The 17,535-nt window shown below is 70.2% G+C and carries 16 protein-coding genes; 5 read left to right on the top strand and 11 right to left on the bottom strand.

From position 1 onward, the window contains the following. The first annotated feature begins 187 nt into the window (after positions 1 to 187). On the top strand, positions 188 to 1,039 hold the full coding sequence (locus ACZ63J_RS17360) for a helix-turn-helix domain-containing protein (RefSeq protein ID WP_465404843.1): 852 nt from the start codon (positions 188 to 190) through the stop codon (positions 1,037 to 1,039). Here the strand turns inward: ACZ63J_RS17360 and ACZ63J_RS17355 are convergent. The 7 genes from ACZ63J_RS17355 to ACZ63J_RS17325 are packed head-to-tail and all read right to left on the bottom strand — an operon-like array spanning position 1,026 to position 7,088. Next, entirely contained in the window at positions 1,026 to 2,141 is a 1,116-nt protein-coding gene (locus ACZ63J_RS17355) for an amidohydrolase family protein (RefSeq protein ID WP_465404845.1), read from the bottom strand. The genes ACZ63J_RS17360 and ACZ63J_RS17355 overlap by 14 nt on opposite strands. Further along, a complete protein-coding gene (locus tag ACZ63J_RS17350) occupies positions 2,138 to 2,662 on the bottom strand; it encodes a GNAT family N-acetyltransferase (protein ID WP_465404847.1) in 525 nt (174 codons plus the stop codon). The genes ACZ63J_RS17355 and ACZ63J_RS17350 overlap by 4 nt, the downstream gene beginning before the upstream one ends. 12 nt (positions 2,663 to 2,674) lie before the next feature. After that, positions 2,675 to 3,265: a hypothetical protein gene (locus tag ACZ63J_RS17345; protein WP_465439542.1), complete on the bottom strand. Its 591-nt coding sequence runs from the start codon at positions 3,263 to 3,265 to the stop codon at positions 2,675 to 2,677. Then, a complete protein-coding gene (locus tag ACZ63J_RS17340; protein WP_465404850.1) occupies positions 3,262 to 4,014 on the bottom strand; it encodes a succinate dehydrogenase/fumarate reductase iron-sulfur subunit in 753 nt (250 codons plus the stop codon). The genes ACZ63J_RS17345 and ACZ63J_RS17340 overlap by 4 nt, the downstream gene beginning before the upstream one ends. Then, complete coding sequence (locus ACZ63J_RS17335) at positions 4,011 to 5,927, bottom strand: fumarate reductase/succinate dehydrogenase flavoprotein subunit (protein ID WP_465404852.1); 1,917 nt, start codon at positions 5,925 to 5,927, stop codon at positions 4,011 to 4,013. The genes ACZ63J_RS17340 and ACZ63J_RS17335 overlap by 4 nt, the downstream gene beginning before the upstream one ends. 52 nt (positions 5,928 to 5,979) lie before the next feature. Next, positions 5,980 to 6,804, bottom strand: a complete 825-nt coding sequence (locus ACZ63J_RS17330; RefSeq protein WP_465307865.1) for a hypothetical protein — start codon at positions 6,802 to 6,804, stop codon at positions 5,980 to 5,982. Then, complete coding sequence (locus ACZ63J_RS17325) at positions 6,801 to 7,088, bottom strand: hypothetical protein (RefSeq protein WP_465307867.1); 288 nt, start codon at positions 7,086 to 7,088, stop codon at positions 6,801 to 6,803. The genes ACZ63J_RS17330 and ACZ63J_RS17325 overlap by 4 nt, the downstream gene beginning before the upstream one ends. Positions 7,089 to 7,342: 254 nt before the next feature. Between ACZ63J_RS17325 and edd the strand changes: the two genes are divergently transcribed. The 4 genes from edd (at position 7,343) to ACZ63J_RS17305 (ending at position 13,306) form a co-directional block, all read left to right on the top strand. Then, entirely contained in the window at positions 7,343 to 9,223 is a 1,881-nt protein-coding gene (gene edd, locus ACZ63J_RS17320) for a phosphogluconate dehydratase (protein WP_465404854.1), read from the top strand. Then, a complete protein-coding gene (gene eda / locus ACZ63J_RS17315; protein WP_465342242.1) occupies positions 9,220 to 9,825 on the top strand; it encodes a bifunctional 4-hydroxy-2-oxoglutarate aldolase/2-dehydro-3-deoxy-phosphogluconate aldolase in 606 nt (201 codons plus the stop codon). Before edd ends, eda begins: the two co-directional genes overlap by 4 nt. A 213-nt stretch (positions 9,826 to 10,038) precedes the next feature. Continuing rightward, on the top strand, positions 10,039 to 12,021 hold the full coding sequence (locus tag ACZ63J_RS17310) for a PEP/pyruvate-binding domain-containing protein (RefSeq protein ID WP_465404856.1): 1,983 nt from the start codon (positions 10,039 to 10,041) through the stop codon (positions 12,019 to 12,021). A 22-nt stretch (positions 12,022 to 12,043) separates the two neighbouring features. Further along, complete coding sequence (locus ACZ63J_RS17305; protein WP_465404858.1) at positions 12,044 to 13,306, top strand: MFS transporter; 1,263 nt, start codon at positions 12,044 to 12,046, stop codon at positions 13,304 to 13,306. Positions 13,307 to 13,319: 13 nt separating this feature from the next. On the opposite strand, the gene ACZ63J_RS17300 is transcribed toward ACZ63J_RS17305, so the two are convergent. From ACZ63J_RS17300 to ACZ63J_RS17285, 4 genes are all read right to left on the bottom strand, one after another. Next, positions 13,320 to 13,865, bottom strand: a complete 546-nt coding sequence (locus ACZ63J_RS17300; RefSeq protein WP_465307877.1) for a regulatory protein RecX — start codon at positions 13,863 to 13,865, stop codon at positions 13,320 to 13,322. 187 nt (positions 13,866 to 14,052) lie between these two features. Further along, complete coding sequence (gene recA / locus ACZ63J_RS17295) at positions 14,053 to 15,099, bottom strand: recombinase RecA (protein ID WP_465307879.1); 1,047 nt, start codon at positions 15,097 to 15,099, stop codon at positions 14,053 to 14,055. Positions 15,100 to 15,337: 238 nt separating this feature from the next. Then, positions 15,338 to 15,532, bottom strand: a complete 195-nt coding sequence (locus ACZ63J_RS17290) for a DUF3046 domain-containing protein (RefSeq protein WP_465404860.1) — start codon at positions 15,530 to 15,532, stop codon at positions 15,338 to 15,340. Between the two features lie 49 nt (positions 15,533 to 15,581). Beyond that, complete coding sequence (locus ACZ63J_RS17285) at positions 15,582 to 17,426, bottom strand: Hsp70 family protein (RefSeq protein ID WP_465404862.1); 1,845 nt, start codon at positions 17,424 to 17,426, stop codon at positions 15,582 to 15,584. Positions 17,427 to 17,535 lie beyond the last annotated feature (109 nt).

Raw genomic sequence — 17,535 nt, 5'->3', positions numbered from 1 at the left:
GCCACCGCCAAAGAAACTCGCCTATCAACCACTCTCTCACGCGCGAAGCGCGCTTCACCATGCGAAGCTGCTTCGCAGCGCTTCGCGAGCGGAATCCGTTGTCACACAGGCGGAACACTGACCTCCTTGCGGTGAATCCCTGCGCGGCACGGGGCGTTTTGTCGGGGGTCCCCTCTAGCGTGCGGGCATGACCGAAAAGAGCACCGTGCGGACCCGGGAAATGGCCGTCGAACTCAAGGGGCAGCGGGAACTGAAGCGGATGAGCCTGCGCGAGGTGGCCCGGCGCGCGGACTGGTCCGCGTCGAAGGTGTCGGCCTGGGAGAACGGCCGGCGCATCTCCCCGGTCGACGCCGCGATCTACCTCGCCCACTGCGGCACGAAGGCCGCCGAGCGCGCGCGGCTCCTCGAACTGACCAAACCCCCCGGTGACCTGTACTGGGTACGGCCGTACTTCGACCCGCTCGTCGACCCGGCGAAGTCCCTGATCGTCCAGGAAAACCTCGCCACCAAGGTGATTTCGAACAGTCCCGCGGCCCTGCCCGGCATGCTCCAGACCGAGGATTACGTCCGCTCGCTCCACGAACTGTCCGGGCAGTACCCGACCGACCGGCTGAAGCTGCTGGCCCAGGAGCGGATCGACCGCCAACGGCTGCTGCAGCGCCGAAACCCGCCCCAGTGCGTCTACTTCCTCTACGAACACACGTTGAGATCGATCCTGCGCGACCCGGCGCTGATGCACGAACAGCTCCAGTACCTGGTGCTGGCGACCAACCTGCCCCACTGCACGATCCGGGTCGTCCCCGCGTCGGCGCCGCCGTACCACCTCGTCGGCAGCCGCTTCACGATCCTGGAGTTCGCCGAACACCCGTCGGTGGCCTACGAGGAAACCTTCTCCGCCGGGCTGTTCATCGACGAGCGGGCGGCGGTCGAAGCGTTCTACGGGTTCGGCACCCGGCTGGAGCAGGCCGCGCTGTCCGAACGGGAGTCGCGGGAGTTCCTCGTCCGCCTGACCGAGGAGTTCGACCTCATGAAGACGTGACAACCCGGATCCCGTCGTGCCAGACCGCCCGGATCCGGCCGGGCAGGTCCGACACGTCCAGGTCGGTGCCGTCGAGCAGCACGAGGTCCGCGCGCAGGCCGGGCTCGACGCGACCGCGGTCGTCGTCGAGGCGGAGCAGGCGCGCCGCTTCGGAGGTGGCTGCCTTCAGGGCCGCCGCGTCGCCGAGCACCGCGGCCAGCAGCCGCAGCTCGGTCGTCAAGTCGACATGGGGACGCGGGGCCAGGTCCGAGCCTGCGGCGATCCGGACCCCCGCCTCCACCGCGAGCCGGAGCGAGCGCTGGTGTGTGCCGGCGAACTCGCTGTCGTGCAGGGGCGACAGTGTCGGGACGTACCAGGCGTCGGCCAGCGCGGCGACGGCTGTGTCGTCGAGGAACGTGCCGTGCTCGACACTGCGCACCCCGGCGCGAGCGGCCGATACCACCGCCTCCGCCGTGTGCGCGTGCGCCAGCACGTCCCGGCCGCAGCGGCGGGCTTCGTCGACCAGCGCCGTGAGCTCGTCGTCGGTCGGGCGGACGTCCACGCCCTCGCGGATCGCCCGCATCGCGCCGCTCGCGCCGACCTTGATCCAGTCGGCGCCCGCGCGCACCATCCGGCGCACAGCCGCGCGGGCGGCGTCCGGCCCGTCGAACAGCGGGTCCGGCAGCGAAGGGTCGCCGTAGTTGTCGACGGCGCCCGCGGTCGCGTCCCAGGTGTCACCGAGACCGCCAGTCGGCCCCAGCTGACGCAGGCTGACCAGCAGGTCCGGCCCGGTGATCCAGCCATCGCGCAGCGCGTGCTTGAAGCCCGCATCGGCGCCCCAGGCGTCCCGGACGGTGGTGACCCCGCGGGCTAGCAACCCGCGCAGCACCGGCACGGCTTCGAGGATCCGCGCGCTGCGCGGCAACGACCCGGGCCGCCGGAACGCGATGTGCACGTGGCAGTCGATGAGCCCGGGGATCAGCAGCCCGCCGGAACAGTCGACCCGCTCGCCGTCGAGACCCGTGCCGACTTCGGCGATCCGGTCACCGTCGAGGCGGACGTCGGCGCGGGTCGTCTCGCCGGTTTCGGGGTCGAAGACGCGCGCGCCGGCCAGCAGCGTCACGCGAGATCCTTGCGGTAGATGAGGAAGTCGCACGGCGTGGCCAGCGACGGCGCGAGGTGCGGGTAGTCCTCGGCGAGGTCGGCGCGGTGGGTCACGCGGTAGCCGAGCCGGTCGTACCACTCGGCGAGGAACTGCTTCGACGGATGGGTCCATTCGCGCGGCACCAGCAGTTCCAGCTGCATCTCACGACAGCCCGCGTCCCGGCTCACCCGCTCGGCGAAGGCCACCAGCTCCCGCCCGAGGCCAAGCCCGCGCCGCGCGGGATCGGCGGCGAGCATGCCGAACTCCCCGGTGGTGCTGTCGAGCCGCCGGGCCCGCACCGACCCGGCGAAGTCCCCGTCCACGAAGGCGACGGCGATCTCCCCGGCCCGCACGAACCCGGCCACCTCGTCGGCCGAGGTCCGGTCGGTGCTGCCGAGCCAGAGCCCCTTCTCGGACTCGGCGTAGACCTGGTTGACAAGAGCGGTGATCCGCGCGACCAGCGCGGGCCCGGCGGACGGCGGCAGCAGCTCGATCTCCATGCTGCCACCTTGTCACGCGAGCGCGACGATCTCCGCCGCGAACCCACCGAGGTCCGCTTCCCGGCGCGAGCACGCGTCCGCGAGCCGCGCGATGTCGGCGGCCCATTCGCCGGTGGCCCGGTCGGCCGAGCCGATCCGCTCGAAACCCCGGTCGAGCAGCCCCCGTGCATCGTCGAACCGGCCGCGCGCGACGGCCTTCACCGCGCCGAGCGCATTGGCCAGCGCACTGGCAGGACGCGACCACTCGCCGTCAGCGGCGGGCACGGGAACGTCGTCGGCCGCCTCGGTGCGCACGTCCAGGTCGAGTCGCCAGAACAGCGGAACTCCCTGGAAGCGCACAAAAACCAGTCGCTGGACCGGCGAGTGCAGGAAGTCCGGCGAGAACCGCACCGAGACGACCGGCTGGACCGCGGCCAGCACCGGCGCGAGGTCCACACAGGAAGGGAACGCGGCCGAGGGCACCTGCCACTCGACGTCGATGTCGCTGTAGGCGTCCGCAGTCCCCAGCGCGAGCGAACCCCGTAACGACGCTCGCGAACCGGCAACCGCCGCCTCAAGAGCGGCAAGCACACGGTTCGCGAGCGTCGAACGGGACAGCGTCACTGATCGCGGCGGAAGAGCTTGTTGCCCAGCCACACGATCGGGTCGTACTTGCGGTCGGCGACGCGCTCCTTCATCGGGATGAGCGCGTTGTCGGTGATGTGGATGCCTTCCGGGCAGACCTCGCTGCAGCACTTGGTGATGTTGCAGTACCCGAGGCCGTGCTCCTCCTGCGCGGCGTCACGGCGGTCCGCGACGTCGAGCGGGTGCATCTCCAGCTCGGCGATCCGCATCAGGTACCGCGGGCCGGCGAAGGCTTCCTTGTTCTCCTCGTGGTCACGCACCACGTGGCAGGTGTTCTGGCACAGGAAGCACTCGATGCACTTGCGGAACTCCTGCGACCGCTCGACGTCCACCTGCTGCATCCGGTACTCACCGGGCTTGAGGTTCGCGGGCGGGGTGAACGACGGGATCTCCCGCGCCTTCGTGTAGTTGAACGACACGTCGGTGACGAGGTCGCGGATCACCGGGAACGTCCGCATCGGTGTCACCGTGATCACCTCTTCCTCGGTGAACGTCGACATCCGCGTCATGCACAGCAGGCGCGGCTTGCCGTTGATCTCCGCCGAGCACGAGCCGCACTTGCCCGCCTTGCAGTTCCAGCGCACCGCGAGGTCCGACGCCTGGGTGGCCTGCAGCCGGTGGATGATGTCGAGGACGACCTCGCCCTCGTTCACCTCCACCGTGAAGTCCTGCAGCTCGCCGCCCGTGTCGTCGCCGCGCCAGACCCGGAAACTCGCTTTATAACTCATGCCTTGCTCCCGGGGTGCGCCTCGAGCTCGTCGTCGGTGTAGTACTTCCCGAGCTCGCCGAACTCGAACAGCTCCAGCAGGTCCTGCCGCAGCGGCACCTGCTCCTCGACCACAACACCGATGTCCGGGACGACCGGGTTGTCCCCCTCGGACGCCGAGCACACCAGCAGCTTGTGCCGCCACTCGGCGTCCATGCCCGGGAAGTCGTCGCGGGTGTGCCCGCCGCGGCTCTCGGTCCGCGTCAGGGCCGCCTTCGCGACGCACTCGCTGACCATCAGCATGTTGCGCAGGTCGATCGCGAGGTGCCAGCCCGGGTTGAACTGCCGGTGCCCTTCCACCGTGACGCGCAGGATCCGCTGCCGCAGCTCGGCGAGCTTCGTCAGGGCCTGCTCGATCTCGCCGGCCTTGCGGATGATGCCGACCAGGTCGTTCATCGACTGCTGCAGCTCGGTGTGCAGGGTGTACGGGTTCTCCGCCGTGGCACCGGACGGCGGGTCGAACGGCGCGAGCGCCATCTTCGCCGCGGCGTCCACATCGGACTGGGCGACCGCGGGCCGGTCGGCGAGGCCGTCCACGTACTCGGCCGCGCCGAGGCCCGCGCGGCGGCCGAACACCAGCAGGTCGGACAGCGAGTTGCCGCCGAGCCGGTTGGAGCCGTGCATGCCGCCCGAGCACTCGCCGGCCGCGAACAGGCCGGGCACGCTCGCCGCCGCCGTGTCCGGGTCGACCTCGATGCCGCCCATGACGTAGTGGCAGGTCGGGCCGACCTCCATCGGCTCCGCGGTGATGTCGACGTCCGCCAGCTCCTTGAACTGGTGGTACATCGACGGCAGCCGCTTCTTGATCTCCTCGGTTGGCAACCGGCTCGCGATGTCGAGGAAGACGCCGCCGTGCGGGGAGCCGCGGCCTTCCTTGACCTCGGAGTTGATCGCGCGGGCCACTTCGTCGCGGGGCAGCAGGTCCGGCGTGCGCCGGTTGTTGTCCGCGTCGGCGTACCAGCGGTCGGCTTCCTCTTCGCTTTCCGCGTACTGGCCCTTGAACACCTCGGGCACGTACTCGAACATGAACCGCTTGCCGTCGGAGTTCTTGAGCACGCCGCCGTCACCGCGGACGCCCTCGGTGACGAGGATGCCCTTGACGCTCGGCGGCCAGACCATGCCGGTCGGGTGGAACTGGACGAACTCCATGTTGATCAGCTTCGCGCCCGCCCGCAGGGCCAGCGCGTGGCCGTCCCCGGTGTACTCCCACGAGTTCGACGTCACCTTGAACGACTTGCCGATGCCGCCGGTCGCGAGCACGACCGCGGGCGCGTCGAACAGGATGAACCGGCCGCTCTCACGCCAGTAGCCGAACGCGCCGGCGATCTTCCCGTCGGTGGTGAGCAGCTCGGTGACCGTGCACTCGGCGAAGACCTTGATCTTCGCCTCGTAGTCCCCGGTCTCGGCGAAGTCCTCCTGCTGCAGCGACACGATCTTCTGCTGCATCGTGCGGATGAGCTCGAGCCCGGTGCGGTCACCGACGTGCGCCAGCCGCGGGTAGGTGTGCCCGCCGAAGTTGCGCTGGCTGATCCGGCCGTCGGCGGTGCGGTCGAACAGGGCGCCGTAGGTCTCCAGCTCCCAGACGCGGTCGGGCGCCTCCTTGGCGTGCAGCTCGGCCATCCGCCAGTTGTTGAGGAACTTCCCGCCGCGCATGGTGTCGCGGAAGTGGACCTGCCAGTTGTCGTTCGAGTTCGCGTTGCCCATCGAGGCGGCGCACCCGCCCTCGGCCATCACCGTGTGCGCCTTGCCGAACAGGGACTTGCACACGACGGCCACGCGGAAACCGCGCTCGCGAGCTTCGATCACGGCGCGCAGACCGGCGCCGCCGGCCCCGATCACCACCACGTCGTAGCTGTGGCGTTCGACCTCGGTCATAAAAGAATTCCACCTCGGAACTGGGGACGTCGCTTGTCGGGAGAGGGAAGCGCTAGTTGACGAATCTCAGGTCCGAGATCGCGCCGCTGGCCACGAGCATGACGTAGAAGTCGGTCAGCACCAGCGTGCCGAGCGTCGTCCAGGCCAGCGCCATGTGGCGGGTGTTGAGCTTGGTCACCTGGGTCCAGATCCAGTACCGCACCGGGTGCTTGGAGAAGTGCTTCAGCCTGCCCCCGGTGACGTGCCGGCACGAGTGGCAGGAAAGCGTGTAGGCCCAGAGCAGGACGACGTTCGCGAGCAGGATGAGGTTGCCCAGCCCGAAGCCGAAGCCGCCGGTCTTGCCGTGGAACGCGGTGATCGCGTCGTAGGTGTTGACCAGCGAGACGACCAGCGCGACGTAGAAGAAGTAGCGGTGGACGTTCTGGATGATCAGCGGCAGCCGCGTCTCGCCGGTGTACTTCGCCTTCGGTTCGGCGACCGCGCACGCGGGCGGCGAGAACCACACGGCCCGGTAGTAGGCCTTGCGGTAGTAGTAGCAGGTCAGGCGGAACCCGAGCAGGAACGGCAACACGACGAACCCGAGCGGGATGAACCCAGGCAGGTCGCCGAACCAGTGTCCGAAGTGGCTCGAGCCCTCGACGCAGGAGGTGGACAGGCACGGGGAGTAGAACGGCGTCAGGTAGTGGTAGTCCGGCACCCAGTAAGCGGTGCGCACGAACGACCGGACCGTCGCGTAGATGATGAAGGCGCCCAGCCCGAGCACGGTGAGCAGGGGCTGGAGCCACCATCGGTCGGTCCGCAGGGTGCGTTCGGCGATCCGGGCCCGCTTCGGGGACCGGACGCCGGTGCCGACGCCGTTGTCAGCCGGAGCGCTCACCGCTGGTCGCGCTTGTAGCCGCCGACGCCTTCGTCGTCCGCGCCGTGCCACAGCGACGGGTCGTAGGGGGTGTCGGGTACCGGGACGCGCTCGGCGGGTTTCGCCTGGGCGGGCACGGCCAGCGGCGTGCCGTCGAGGTCCGCGGTGTCGATGTCGAGGCGCTCCACGTCGTTGGCGAGCCGGCGCACCGCCGACGCGTCGCCGTAACGAGAGCGCAGTGCGCCGACGCACTGCCTGAGCTGGCCGATGGTTCGCCGCAGCTCGGCGATCTCGGAGGTGGACATCATTCCTCCCGGTGGTGGTGGGGCTGGCAGGGAGCCGGCCGGGCGATCGCTCGCCGTAGGGCTTTGCCACGCGTCGTGCAGATGTGACAACTAGCACACTAACGGTTCCCGGGGTGATCGGGGTCACGCGGGTGGATCTTCTGAATCGATTTTGATTCGGCGTTTTCCCGAGGTACTGTGGCCAGTGTCACGACCCAGAGGCGTCAGCGCTGCCGTCCCGCGGACCACCACACACCAGTGATCCGGAGCCGGACATGAGCCCCACCTCCCTGAACGCGACCGTCGCCGAAGTCACCGCCCGCATCACCGCGCGCAGTGCCGCGACCCGCACCGCCTACCTCGGCCGCACGGCCGAAGCGCACGAAGAAGGCCCGGTCCGCCGCGGCCTCGCGTGCAGCAACCTCGCCCACGGCTTTGCCGCCATGGAAGGCGGCGACAAGGCAGCCCTGCGGGCCGCGCGCGCCCCGGGCGTCGCGATCGTCTCGTCCTACAACGACATGCTCTCGGCGCACCAGCCGATGCAGGAGTACCCGGCCTGGCTGAAGAAGTCGGTGCGCTCCGCGGGCGGGGTCGCCCAGTTCGCAGGCGGGGTCCCCGCGATGTGCGACGGCATCACCCAGGGCCGCGCGGGCATGGAGCTGTCCCTCTTCAGCCGCGAGGTCATCGCGATGTCGACGGCGATCGCCCTCTCGCACGACATGTTCGACGCGGCCCTGCTGCTGGGCGTCTGCGACAAGATCGTGCCCGGCCTGCTGATCGGCGCCCTGTCGTTCGGGCACCTGCCGGCCGTGCTGGTTCCCGCCGGGCCGATGAACTCCGGCCTGCCGAACAAGGAGAAGGCGCGCGTCCGGCAGCTGTACGCCGAGGGCCTCGCGACGCGCGAAGACCTCCTCGACGCCGAAGCGGCGTCCTACCACTCCGCCGGCACCTGCACCTTCTACGGCACGGCCAACTCGAACCAGATGGTCGTCGAGGTGATGGGCCTGCACCTGCCCGGCGCCAGCTTCGTCCAGCCGGGTTCGGCCCTGCGTCAGGCGCTGACCGAGGAGGCCGGACGGCGGATCGTCGCGATTTCGCGCGGCGAGGAGTACACGCCGGTCTCGCGGATCCTCGACGAGAAGGCGTTCGTGAACGGCGTCATCGCGCTGCTCGCGACCGGCGGCTCGACCAACCACACGATGCACCTGGTCGCCGTCGCCGCGGCGGCGGGCATCCAGCTGACCTGGGACGACTTCTCCGACCTCTCGGCCGTCGTGCCGCTGCTGGCGCGGGTCTACCCCAACGGCAGCGCCGACATCAACCACTTCCACGCCGCCGGTGGCATCCAGTTCCTGGTCGGCACGCTGCTCGACGCCGGGCTGCTGCACGAGGACGTGCACACGGTCGCCGGGTTCGGGCTGCAGCGCTACCGCGCCGAGCCGATCCTGTCCGACGGCGAGCTCGTCTGGCGCGACGTCCCCACCCGCAGCCTCGACGAAGAGGTGCTGCGCCCGGCGTGGCGGCCCTTCGCCGCGGACGGCGGGCTGCGAATGGTCGAGGGCAACCTCGGCCGTGCGGTGGTCAAGGTGTCCGCCGTGGCGCCCGAGCACCGGGTCGTCCAGGCGCCGGCCCGGGTGTTCACCTCCCAGGAGGCGTTCAAGACGGCGTTCGAGGCCGGCGAGCTGGACCGCGACGTCGTCGTGGTGCTCCGGCAGCAGGGCCCGCAGGCGAACGGCATGCCGGAGCTGCACGGCCTCACCCCCGCGCTGGGTGTGCTGATGGACCGCGGGCACGCCGTGGCGCTGCTCACCGACGGACGTATGTCGGGCGCGTCGGGCAAGATCCCGGCCGCGATCCAGGTGACGCCGGAAGCCGCGGCGGGCGGCCCGATCGCGCGCATCGCCGACGGCGACGTCATCCGGCTCGACGCGTCTTCGGGCTCGCTGGACGTGCTGGTCGGTGACGAAGAACTCGCCCGGCGTGAGCTTGTGGACGCACCGCCGTCCGAAGCATCCTGGACCGGCACCGGCCGAGAGCTGTTCGCCGCGTTGCGCCGTGCCGTCGGCCCCGCCGACCAGGGCGCTTCGGTGTTCGGCGGCCTGACGCCGGAGCACTTCGGAACGCCCGCTTTCGCAACCCAGGAGGTCGGTCAGTGACCACCGGTCAGGACCTGCTCGAGCTGTCCCCCGTGATGCCCGTCGTGGTGATCGACGACGCCGACGACGCGGTGCCCACGGCGCGGGCGCTGCTCGCCGGCGGGATCGGGGTCATCGAGCTGACCCTGCGCACCCCGGCGGCGTTGTCCGCCATCGAGCGTGTCGCGGCCGAGGTGCCGGACATCGTCCTCGGCGCGGGCACAGTCACCTCGCCGGACCAGGCGAAGCAGGCGGCCGACGCCGGCGCGAAGTTCCTCGTGACGCCCGGCTGCACCGACGCGGTCGTCGACGCGTGCTTCGAGACCGGGCTGCCGTTCCTGCCCGGCGCGAGCACGGTGTCGGAGGCGATGAAGCTGGCCGAACGCGGGCTCACGGCGCTGAAGTTCTTCCCGGCGGAGGCGTCCGGCGGCGTCGCGTACCTGAAGTCGATCGCGGGTCCGTTGCCCGGCTTGAAGTTCTGCCCGACGGGCGGGATCACGGTCGCTTCAGCGCCTTCGTACCTGGCGCTGCCGAACGTCGGCTGCATCGGCGGTTCGTGGCTGACGGCCTCGCTCGATTCCGCGACGATCGAGAAACTGGCCGCGGAAGCCGCGAAGCTGTAGCCGAGATCACCCCGCGGAATTACGGACCCGAACGGCGGAATCGACGTCCGGATTCCGGGAGCACCGTTCCCACGCGCTGGAACGGTGCTCCCAACGGGTGTGGCGGCGGTCATGCGTTCGCCCGTTTGTGCCAGTGAGCGGGCCATTTGCGCCACGGTCGGTGATTCACACCCTGTTATCGTTCCTCCTCGCTGTTTCGAGCGAGGAGATCCGGTGTCCCTGACCGATGTGGTCGCCCCCAGTCCCGCCCCCGAGAACGTCGCCGCACTCATCGGCGAACGTCTTTCGCTGTCCGCCCTCCACCAGCTGGGCGGCACCCTCGGTGGTTATTCCTTCGTCAAGGTCGTGGTGGACCGCGAAAAGTCGGTCATCCACTTCCTGAACGACGCGCGCCATTCCTTTCACGCGATCTATATCGGCGAAGAGATCCTCGGGATCCCCGAAGAACGCGTGCGCGCGGAGATCGACGAGTACAACCAGGCGTTCTACCACGCGCCGGACCGCCGGTTCCTGCTCGGCATCCTCGCCCAGCACCCGCGAATGCTTTCGCTGGAGACGGTCGAGGTCGACACCATGCCGGCCGAGCTGATCCGCGAGTTCCACGCCTTCGTCGCGCGGTACGTCGACCCGGCGCTGCCGCTGCTGTTCAAGCCGGCCAACCAGCGGCAGGAACGGCTCGTCCGGGAGATCCCGGCCGCCGAGCTGCCGCGGGTGTTCGCGCACGAGCTGTTCTCGACGGCGCCGTTCGTCGCGCTGAACCCGGGCACGGCCACGGGCCGGCTACGCGCGTTCCGCAGCGAGGCCGAGTACCGGGCCGCGACGCTGGACTGGTCGGACATCATCGTGATGGACCGCGTGCCCGACGACGTCCCGCGCCTGGCCGGCATCGTCAACGCCCGGCACACCACGCCGTTGTCGCACACCAACGTGCTGGCCACCGGCTGGCAGATCCCGAACGCCGTCCAGCTCGGCGCGCTGGCCGAGATCGAGCGCCGCGGCCTCGACGGCAAGTGGGTCGAGTACACGGTGGACGCCCAGGCGTCGGCGGTGTCCTGGCGGGAGGTCGAGGAGCCGGCCGGGACGACTCCGCCGTCCTGGTACGCCCAGCGGGTCACGCTGGAGGAGCCCGAAGCCGAGCACAGCCCGATCCTGAACCTCGCGCGGCTGCGCGCGGCCGACCGGTACCGCTACGGCACGAAGGCGGCGAACCTCGGCGAGCTGCACCACGTGCTGGCCCACGGCTCGCAGCGGCTGCTCGGCTTCTACCAGGTGCCGCGGCCGCCGCGGGACAACCTCCTCCCTCACCTGGCGCGGCTGCTGGACATCCCCGCCTGCGCCTCGGCGACCGACCTGGCCGCCGCGGCCCACCGGCTGCTCGACGACCACGTCCGTGTGCCCCGCGGCATCGCGCTGCCGTTCTCGCTGCAGCGGCGGTTCCTGGAGTCGTCACCGCGGATCCAGCAGGCCATCGGCAAGCTGAAGATGGCCCTGGAGCTGGACGCGCGGGAGATCGAGCCGCTGTGCGTCGAGCTGCAGGCGCTGATCCGGTCGGCCCGGATGCCGGGCGCGCTCGCCGGCGAGATCGACTCGGCGCTGGTGTCCCAGCTCGCGGGCGTGCGGACGTTCGTCGTACGCAGCTCGTCGAACGCCGAAGACCTCGCCGGGTTCTCGGCCGCCGGGATCTACGAGTCGCTCAACCACGTCACGACGGCCGAGCGGATCTTCGCCAGCGTCAAGGAAGTCTGGGCTTCACTGGTGTCGGTGCGCAGCGTCCGGCTGCGGCGGCAGGCCGGGATCTCCCTCGACGAGTGCTACATGGGCGTGGTGATCCAGGAGCAGGTCTCGGCCGACTTCGGCGGTGTGCTCGTGACGACGAACCCGATGAACCGCGCGGACTTCCGCACGGTGTACGTCAACGTGTCGCCTCGCGTGACCGACGTCGTCGACGGTTCGGCGTTGCCCATGCAGTACCTGTACTCGACGGTCGAGGGCGGTGGCCGCACGGTGTCGCTCGGCGACGCGGCGGCGGACCTCGACGCGCGGGCCCACGACCAGCTGCAGCGCCTGGCGATCGCCGGCCGGCTGCTGCAGGGCCACTTCTCGCCGGACTACACGTTCGGCTCGCCGGTGGACATCGAGTGGCTCGCCGACGGCGACCACGTCCACATCGTGCAGCTGCGCCCCTATTCGGCCTGACCTTCTTCCGGGAGACCTCACCATGCTGGGCCTTCGCCTGCCCGCACCACCGGCCGTGCAGCGCACCGTCCGGCTGACCTACGGGTTCCAGTTCTTCTTCGGCCTGCTGCTGTGGGTGCCGATCTTCTACCAGTACCAGAAGCTTTCCGGGCTCTCCGACGGCGAGATCTTCGGCATCCAGAGCATTTACTACCTCGTGTTCTGCCTGCTGGAGATCCCGACCGGGATGATCGCCGACCGGTTCGACTACCGCACCTCGCTGGCCACGGGTGCTGGCGTACTCGTGGCGGCGAACCTGGTGCCGGTGCTTTCCGGCTCGTACACCGGGTTCCTGGTGCACTTCATCCTGATCGCCTTGGCGCGCTCACTGGTTTCCGGCGCCCAGAGCGCGTACCTGTACGAGTACCTGCACGCTCACGGCTCCGGGGAACACTACCTGCGCGTGGAAGGGGTCGGCCGCGCGTACAGCCTGGTCGGCAAGATCGTGTACTGGCCGGTGATCGGCCTGTTGATGACGTGGAACCTCCCTTCCCCGTACTGGCTGACGGCGATCAACGCCGCGGTGGCCCTGCTGTTCGCACTGAAGCTCCCGGCGATCCCGGGCGGCCGCCGCGCCGCGGGCAAGACGGCGTCGCTGCTGGCCGGAGTCGGCGGCGCGCTGTCGGCGCTGCGTTCGTCGCGGTGGCTGATGTTGCTGATGGTGCAGGGCATCGCGATGTTCACGCTCGTGCGGATCTGCCAGGTGAACCTGTTCCAGCCGATCCTGGAGTCGAAGTCCCTGTCGGTGAACTGGTACGGCGCGGTCCTGGCCGCGATGACGGTGTTCGAAGCCCTGGGCGCGGCCCGCCCGCACCGCCTCCGCCGGGCGATCGGCCCGGTGGGCACGGTGTTCACACTGACGGTCGTGATGGCGCTGTGCCTGGGTTTTGTGGTCCCGCTGGGCTCCTTCCCGACGGTGGTGCTGCTGTGCGTCTTCGCGGTGGCGACGGGGATTTCGTTCCCCGTCCAGAAGCAGCTGCTGAACGACTCCATCCCGGACTCCCGCTACCGCGCGACGCTGCTGTCGATGGAGTCCATTGTGGACCGAGCGGTGTGCGCACTGGTCGCCGTGGCGCTGGGCGCGTACCTGGCGGCGGGTGAGCTGGACGAGTTCCTGGTGCTTTCGGCCGTGGTCACGTGTGTGGTGATGGCGCTGCTGGCGGTGCTGCTGCTGGTCGTCCGCAAGCACCGCTCGGACCGGCGCAGGCCGGCCGAGCGGGAGGCGGTGCCGGTCACCACGGCGTGAGACAACCGCGAGGTCAGTCGATGTAGGCGTCGTCGAGAAGGGTGGACTCCGCGCCGTACTCGCGGAGCTCCTCCTTGATCACCGTGTACGCCAGCCCTTGGGGATAACCCTTGCGGGCCAGGAAGCCGAGCAGCCGGCGCAGCGCCGTCTGCTCGTCGACGTTGCCCAGCGATCCGAGGCGCTTGCGGACCAGCTCCCTGGCCATCTGCTCCTCGGACTCGCGGTCGACCTCACCCGCCGCCTGCGCCGCGACTTCGTCGTCGACGCCTTTGCGCCGCAGCTCGGCCATCAGCGCGGTGCGGGAGAGCCCCTGGGTCTCGTGCCGGGACTTCACCCACAGCTCGGCGAACTCGGCGTCGTTCACCAACCCGGCCCGGTCCAGCTTGCCGAGCAGGGTTTCGCTGGTCTCCTCGTCGAACCCCTTGCGGCGCAACGCCTGCCGGAGCTCCTCCTGAGTACGCGCACGCACGGCCAGGAGGTCGTAACAGATCTCCTTGGCCTTCTTGTACCGCTCCTCGGGAGGCAACTCGGCCGGCGGGACCTTGGGCGCCCTCGCCACCTCGATCACTCCTCGTTGTTCACAGAGCCTTCAAAGCCGCGCTCACCACACAGCGCGACCACACCGGGGGTCCAGGGGGCTTGCCCCCCTGGCGGGGGTCCGGGGTTCGACCCCCGGAAAACACGGCGGCGGGGATCAAGGCGAGCGCACTCCGCGAGCTCACTTCCCCCATCCCCGACGACCTCGATCAGAAGTCGACCGGCGCCGGCACAGCCTCGACGGCCTCGGCGTCGACCTGCGCGCCGATGCCCAGCTTCTCCTTGATGCGCTTCTCGATCTCGTTGGCGATGTCCGGGTTGTCGCGCAGGAACTTCCGCGCGTTCTCCTTGCCCTGGCCGAGCTGGTCGCCCTCGTAGGTGTACCAGGCGCCGGACTTGCGCAGGATCGCCTGGTCGACACCCATGTCGATGAGCGAACCCTCGCGGGAGACGCCGTGGCCGTAGAGGATGTCGAACTCGGCCTGCTTGAAGGGCGGGGCCATCTTGTTCTTCACGACCTTGACGCGGGTGCGGTTGCCGACCGGCTCGCCGCCGTCCTTGAGCGTCTCGATGCGGCGCACGTCGAGCCGGATCGAAGCGTAGAACTTCAGCGCCTTGCCACCGGTCGTCGTCTCCGGGGAGCCGAACATGACGCCGATCTTCTCGCGCAGCTGGTTGATGAAGATCGCGGTGGTGCCGGAGTTGTTCATCGCACCGGTCATCTTGCGCAGCGCCTGGCTCATCAGGCGGGCCTGGAGGCCGACGTGCGAGTCGCCCATCTCGCCCTCGATCTCGGCGCGCGGCACGAGCGCGGCCACCGAGTCGATGACCAGGATGTCGAGCGCGCCGGAGCGGATCAGCATGTCCGCGATCTCGAGCGCCTGCTCACCGGTGTCCGGCTGGGACACGAGCAGCGCGTCGGTGTCCACACCGAGCTTCTTGGCGTACTCCGGGTCCAGCGCGTGCTCCGCGTCGATGAACGCCGCGATGCCGCCGTTCTTCTGCGCGTTCGCCACGGCGTGCAGGGCGACCGTGGTCTTACCGGAGGACTCCGGGCCGTAGACCTCGATCACGCGGCCGCGGGGCAGCCCGCCGATGCCGAGGGCGACGTCGAGGGCGATCGCGCCGGTCGGGATCACGGAGACGGGCGCGCGGCCGTCCTGGCCGAGCCGCATGACCGAGCCCTTGCCGTACTGCTTGTCGATCTGCGCGAGCGCGAGCTCGAGCGCCTTGTCCTTGTCGGGTGCTGCAGGCATGGAAGTCCACCTCGCTGGTCCGAGCCCCGTCGAGGGCTCTTGTCTGTCTGTTCTTCAGCTGTCCGGTCCGACGCTAGCGGCGGGGACCGACAATTCCAGGCGCGGCGCCCAATCTGTGGATCGCTGGACCCGATGTGGACAACACCATAGACGAACACCTGTTCGAGGTCGGCAGCGACACACCCTTGCGCTAGGATTTTCGCCCGCCCGGGTCATGACCTGGGCGGATCCGCGCAGGTCAGCGCCGTTCGGGTGGGATGTCGAAGGCGGCGCAGACCTCCCGCCAGACCTCTTTCGCCGAAATTCCCGCGGTCAGCGCCTGGTCGACGGTGCGCCCGCCGAGCGCGCTGAGCACGTGGTCCCTGGCCAGCACCTGGGCCCGGCCGGGGCCGAACTCCTCGGCCATCAGGCGCCGGAAAACCGTGATCCGCATCGGACCCATGGTATCCGGGCGGCGCGAACGGCCCGTTCGCGCCCGGTGGCTACTCGCCGGGCTGGACGCTCGCCTCGAAGTAGTCGGCGAGGGTGCCCGGTGTGGTCGCCGCGGCCTGGTCGCTCGAGTTCAGCTGGTAGATGAATCCCACCAGGGGCCGGTCGGACACCGTGAACACGAGCACCGCCGACGTCTTGCCGGCGGCCGACGAGTAGTGGCCCTTGAGCCCGTTGCCACCCCAGTCGGCCTCGGTGCGGTCGCCGCCCGCCGAGCTGAGCAGGCCGTCGGTGTACTGCTTGAGCGCGTCGGCGCTGTCACCCTGGACGTAGGTGACCTGCGTGCCCGCGCGGCCCGGCGCCGAGCAGGTCGAGGCCGCGCCGAGGTTCTCCGCCGGCGCCGCCGGGCCGTTGCCCATGCCCGGCTTGCAGTCGCCGGTGTCGGCGATCTTCCCGGCGAGCTGGCGCAGGCAGCCGGTGAGGCCCTTGTCGTCGGCCTGGCCGGGCGTCTTGCACTGGTCGGCGGTGTAGGTGGTCGTGGCGGACGACGACGTCAGGAAGAAGGTCAGCCCGGCGGCGAGCACCACGACGACCGCGACCGCGATGCCGATGAACAGCTTCTTCTTCCCGCCGGGCTTCGGCTCGGCCGGCTCGGGCGCGGGCGAGTACGAGGGGAAGTTCGACATCTGCTGCGGGCCGTTGGGCGGAAAGTTCGCCGGCGCGTACCCCGGGTACTGCGGCGGAGGCGACGGCGGCGCGTACTGCGGGCGCTGCGGCGGCGCGCCGGCGGCCACCGCCCCTTCGACGTTCTGGGTGCGCGTCCCCAGCCCGTCGCGGGCGACGTGCTGGGCGCCGAGCGCGACGGCGGTCTCCGGCTGGTCGAGGCTGCCCGGCACGACCCCGAGCTTCTCCGCGATCATCGTGCCGACCAGCGGCAGCCGGCTCGACCCGCCGACGAGGTAGATGCCGGCCAGCCGGTCCGGGGCCAGCCCGGACGAGCGCAGCGTCCGCGACAGCAGCTCGACGCTGCGCAGCATCGCCGGGCGGACCAGGCCTTCCAGCTCACCGCGCGTGACGAGGACGTCCTTGAACGGCTCGGGCATCGGCACCTCGGTCTGCGGGTGCCGCGACAGCGCCTCCTTGGCCGCCTTGACGTCCTCCTGCAGCGCGCGCCGCGTGCGCCGGTCCGCGGTCGACTCCGGCCGCAGCAGCCGCTGCCAGCGCTGCGGGTCGGAGTGCGAGACCTCGCGCCCGACGTGCACCATCAGCGCCTGGTCGACGTCGAGGCCGCCGAGGTCGGGCAGGCCGTCCTCGGCGAGCACGGTGAAGCCGTTCTGCGTGGCGCCGACGACGGCGACGTCGAAGGTGCCCGCGCCGAGGTCGTAGACCGCGAGCGCCTGGCCGGGGGCCAGCGCCTTGCCCGGGAACGACGCGAAGTGCGCCGCCGCGGCGACCGGTTCGGGCACCAGCAGGATGTTCGGGCCCATCCCGGCGAGCCGGGCGGCGGACATCAGCACGTTGCGGCGGGTCTGGCCCCACTGCGCGGGGTGGGTCAGCCGGACTTCGTCGGGCTGCTCGCCGCCGAGCTGGCGGGACGTCTCTTCGAGCACGCGGCGCAGGATGGCGGCCAGCGCGTCGGTCACCGGGACGACGTCGGTGCCGAGCAGCAGGGTCTGCTCGTCGATGCGGCGCTTGGGGTTCGGCTCGAAGCGCGTCGGGTCGAGGCGGGCGCGGCGCTCGGCGTCGCGGCCGACCATGATCGTGCCCTCTTCGGTGGCGAACACCGCCGAGGGCATGTTGGCCGAGCCGTCCACCTCGACGACCCGGGGCGGCATACCGTGCGCCGAAAGCACGGCGACGGTGTTGGACGTCCCGAGGTCCACCGACAGGATCCGCACAGCACTCCCCTTCACGAAAAACACGCCTTGACGGCGTTCGCCGTGATGCTGCCATGCGCGCGGTGACCGTGCGTGCGGACCCGCGAAAGTCGCCGCTCCTTGACTCGGG

It is taken from the genome of Amycolatopsis sp. NPDC104863, assembly GCF_055582965.1.
Note: the sequence above shows the minus strand (reverse complement) of the source record. Positions and strands in the feature narration are given on the sequence as shown.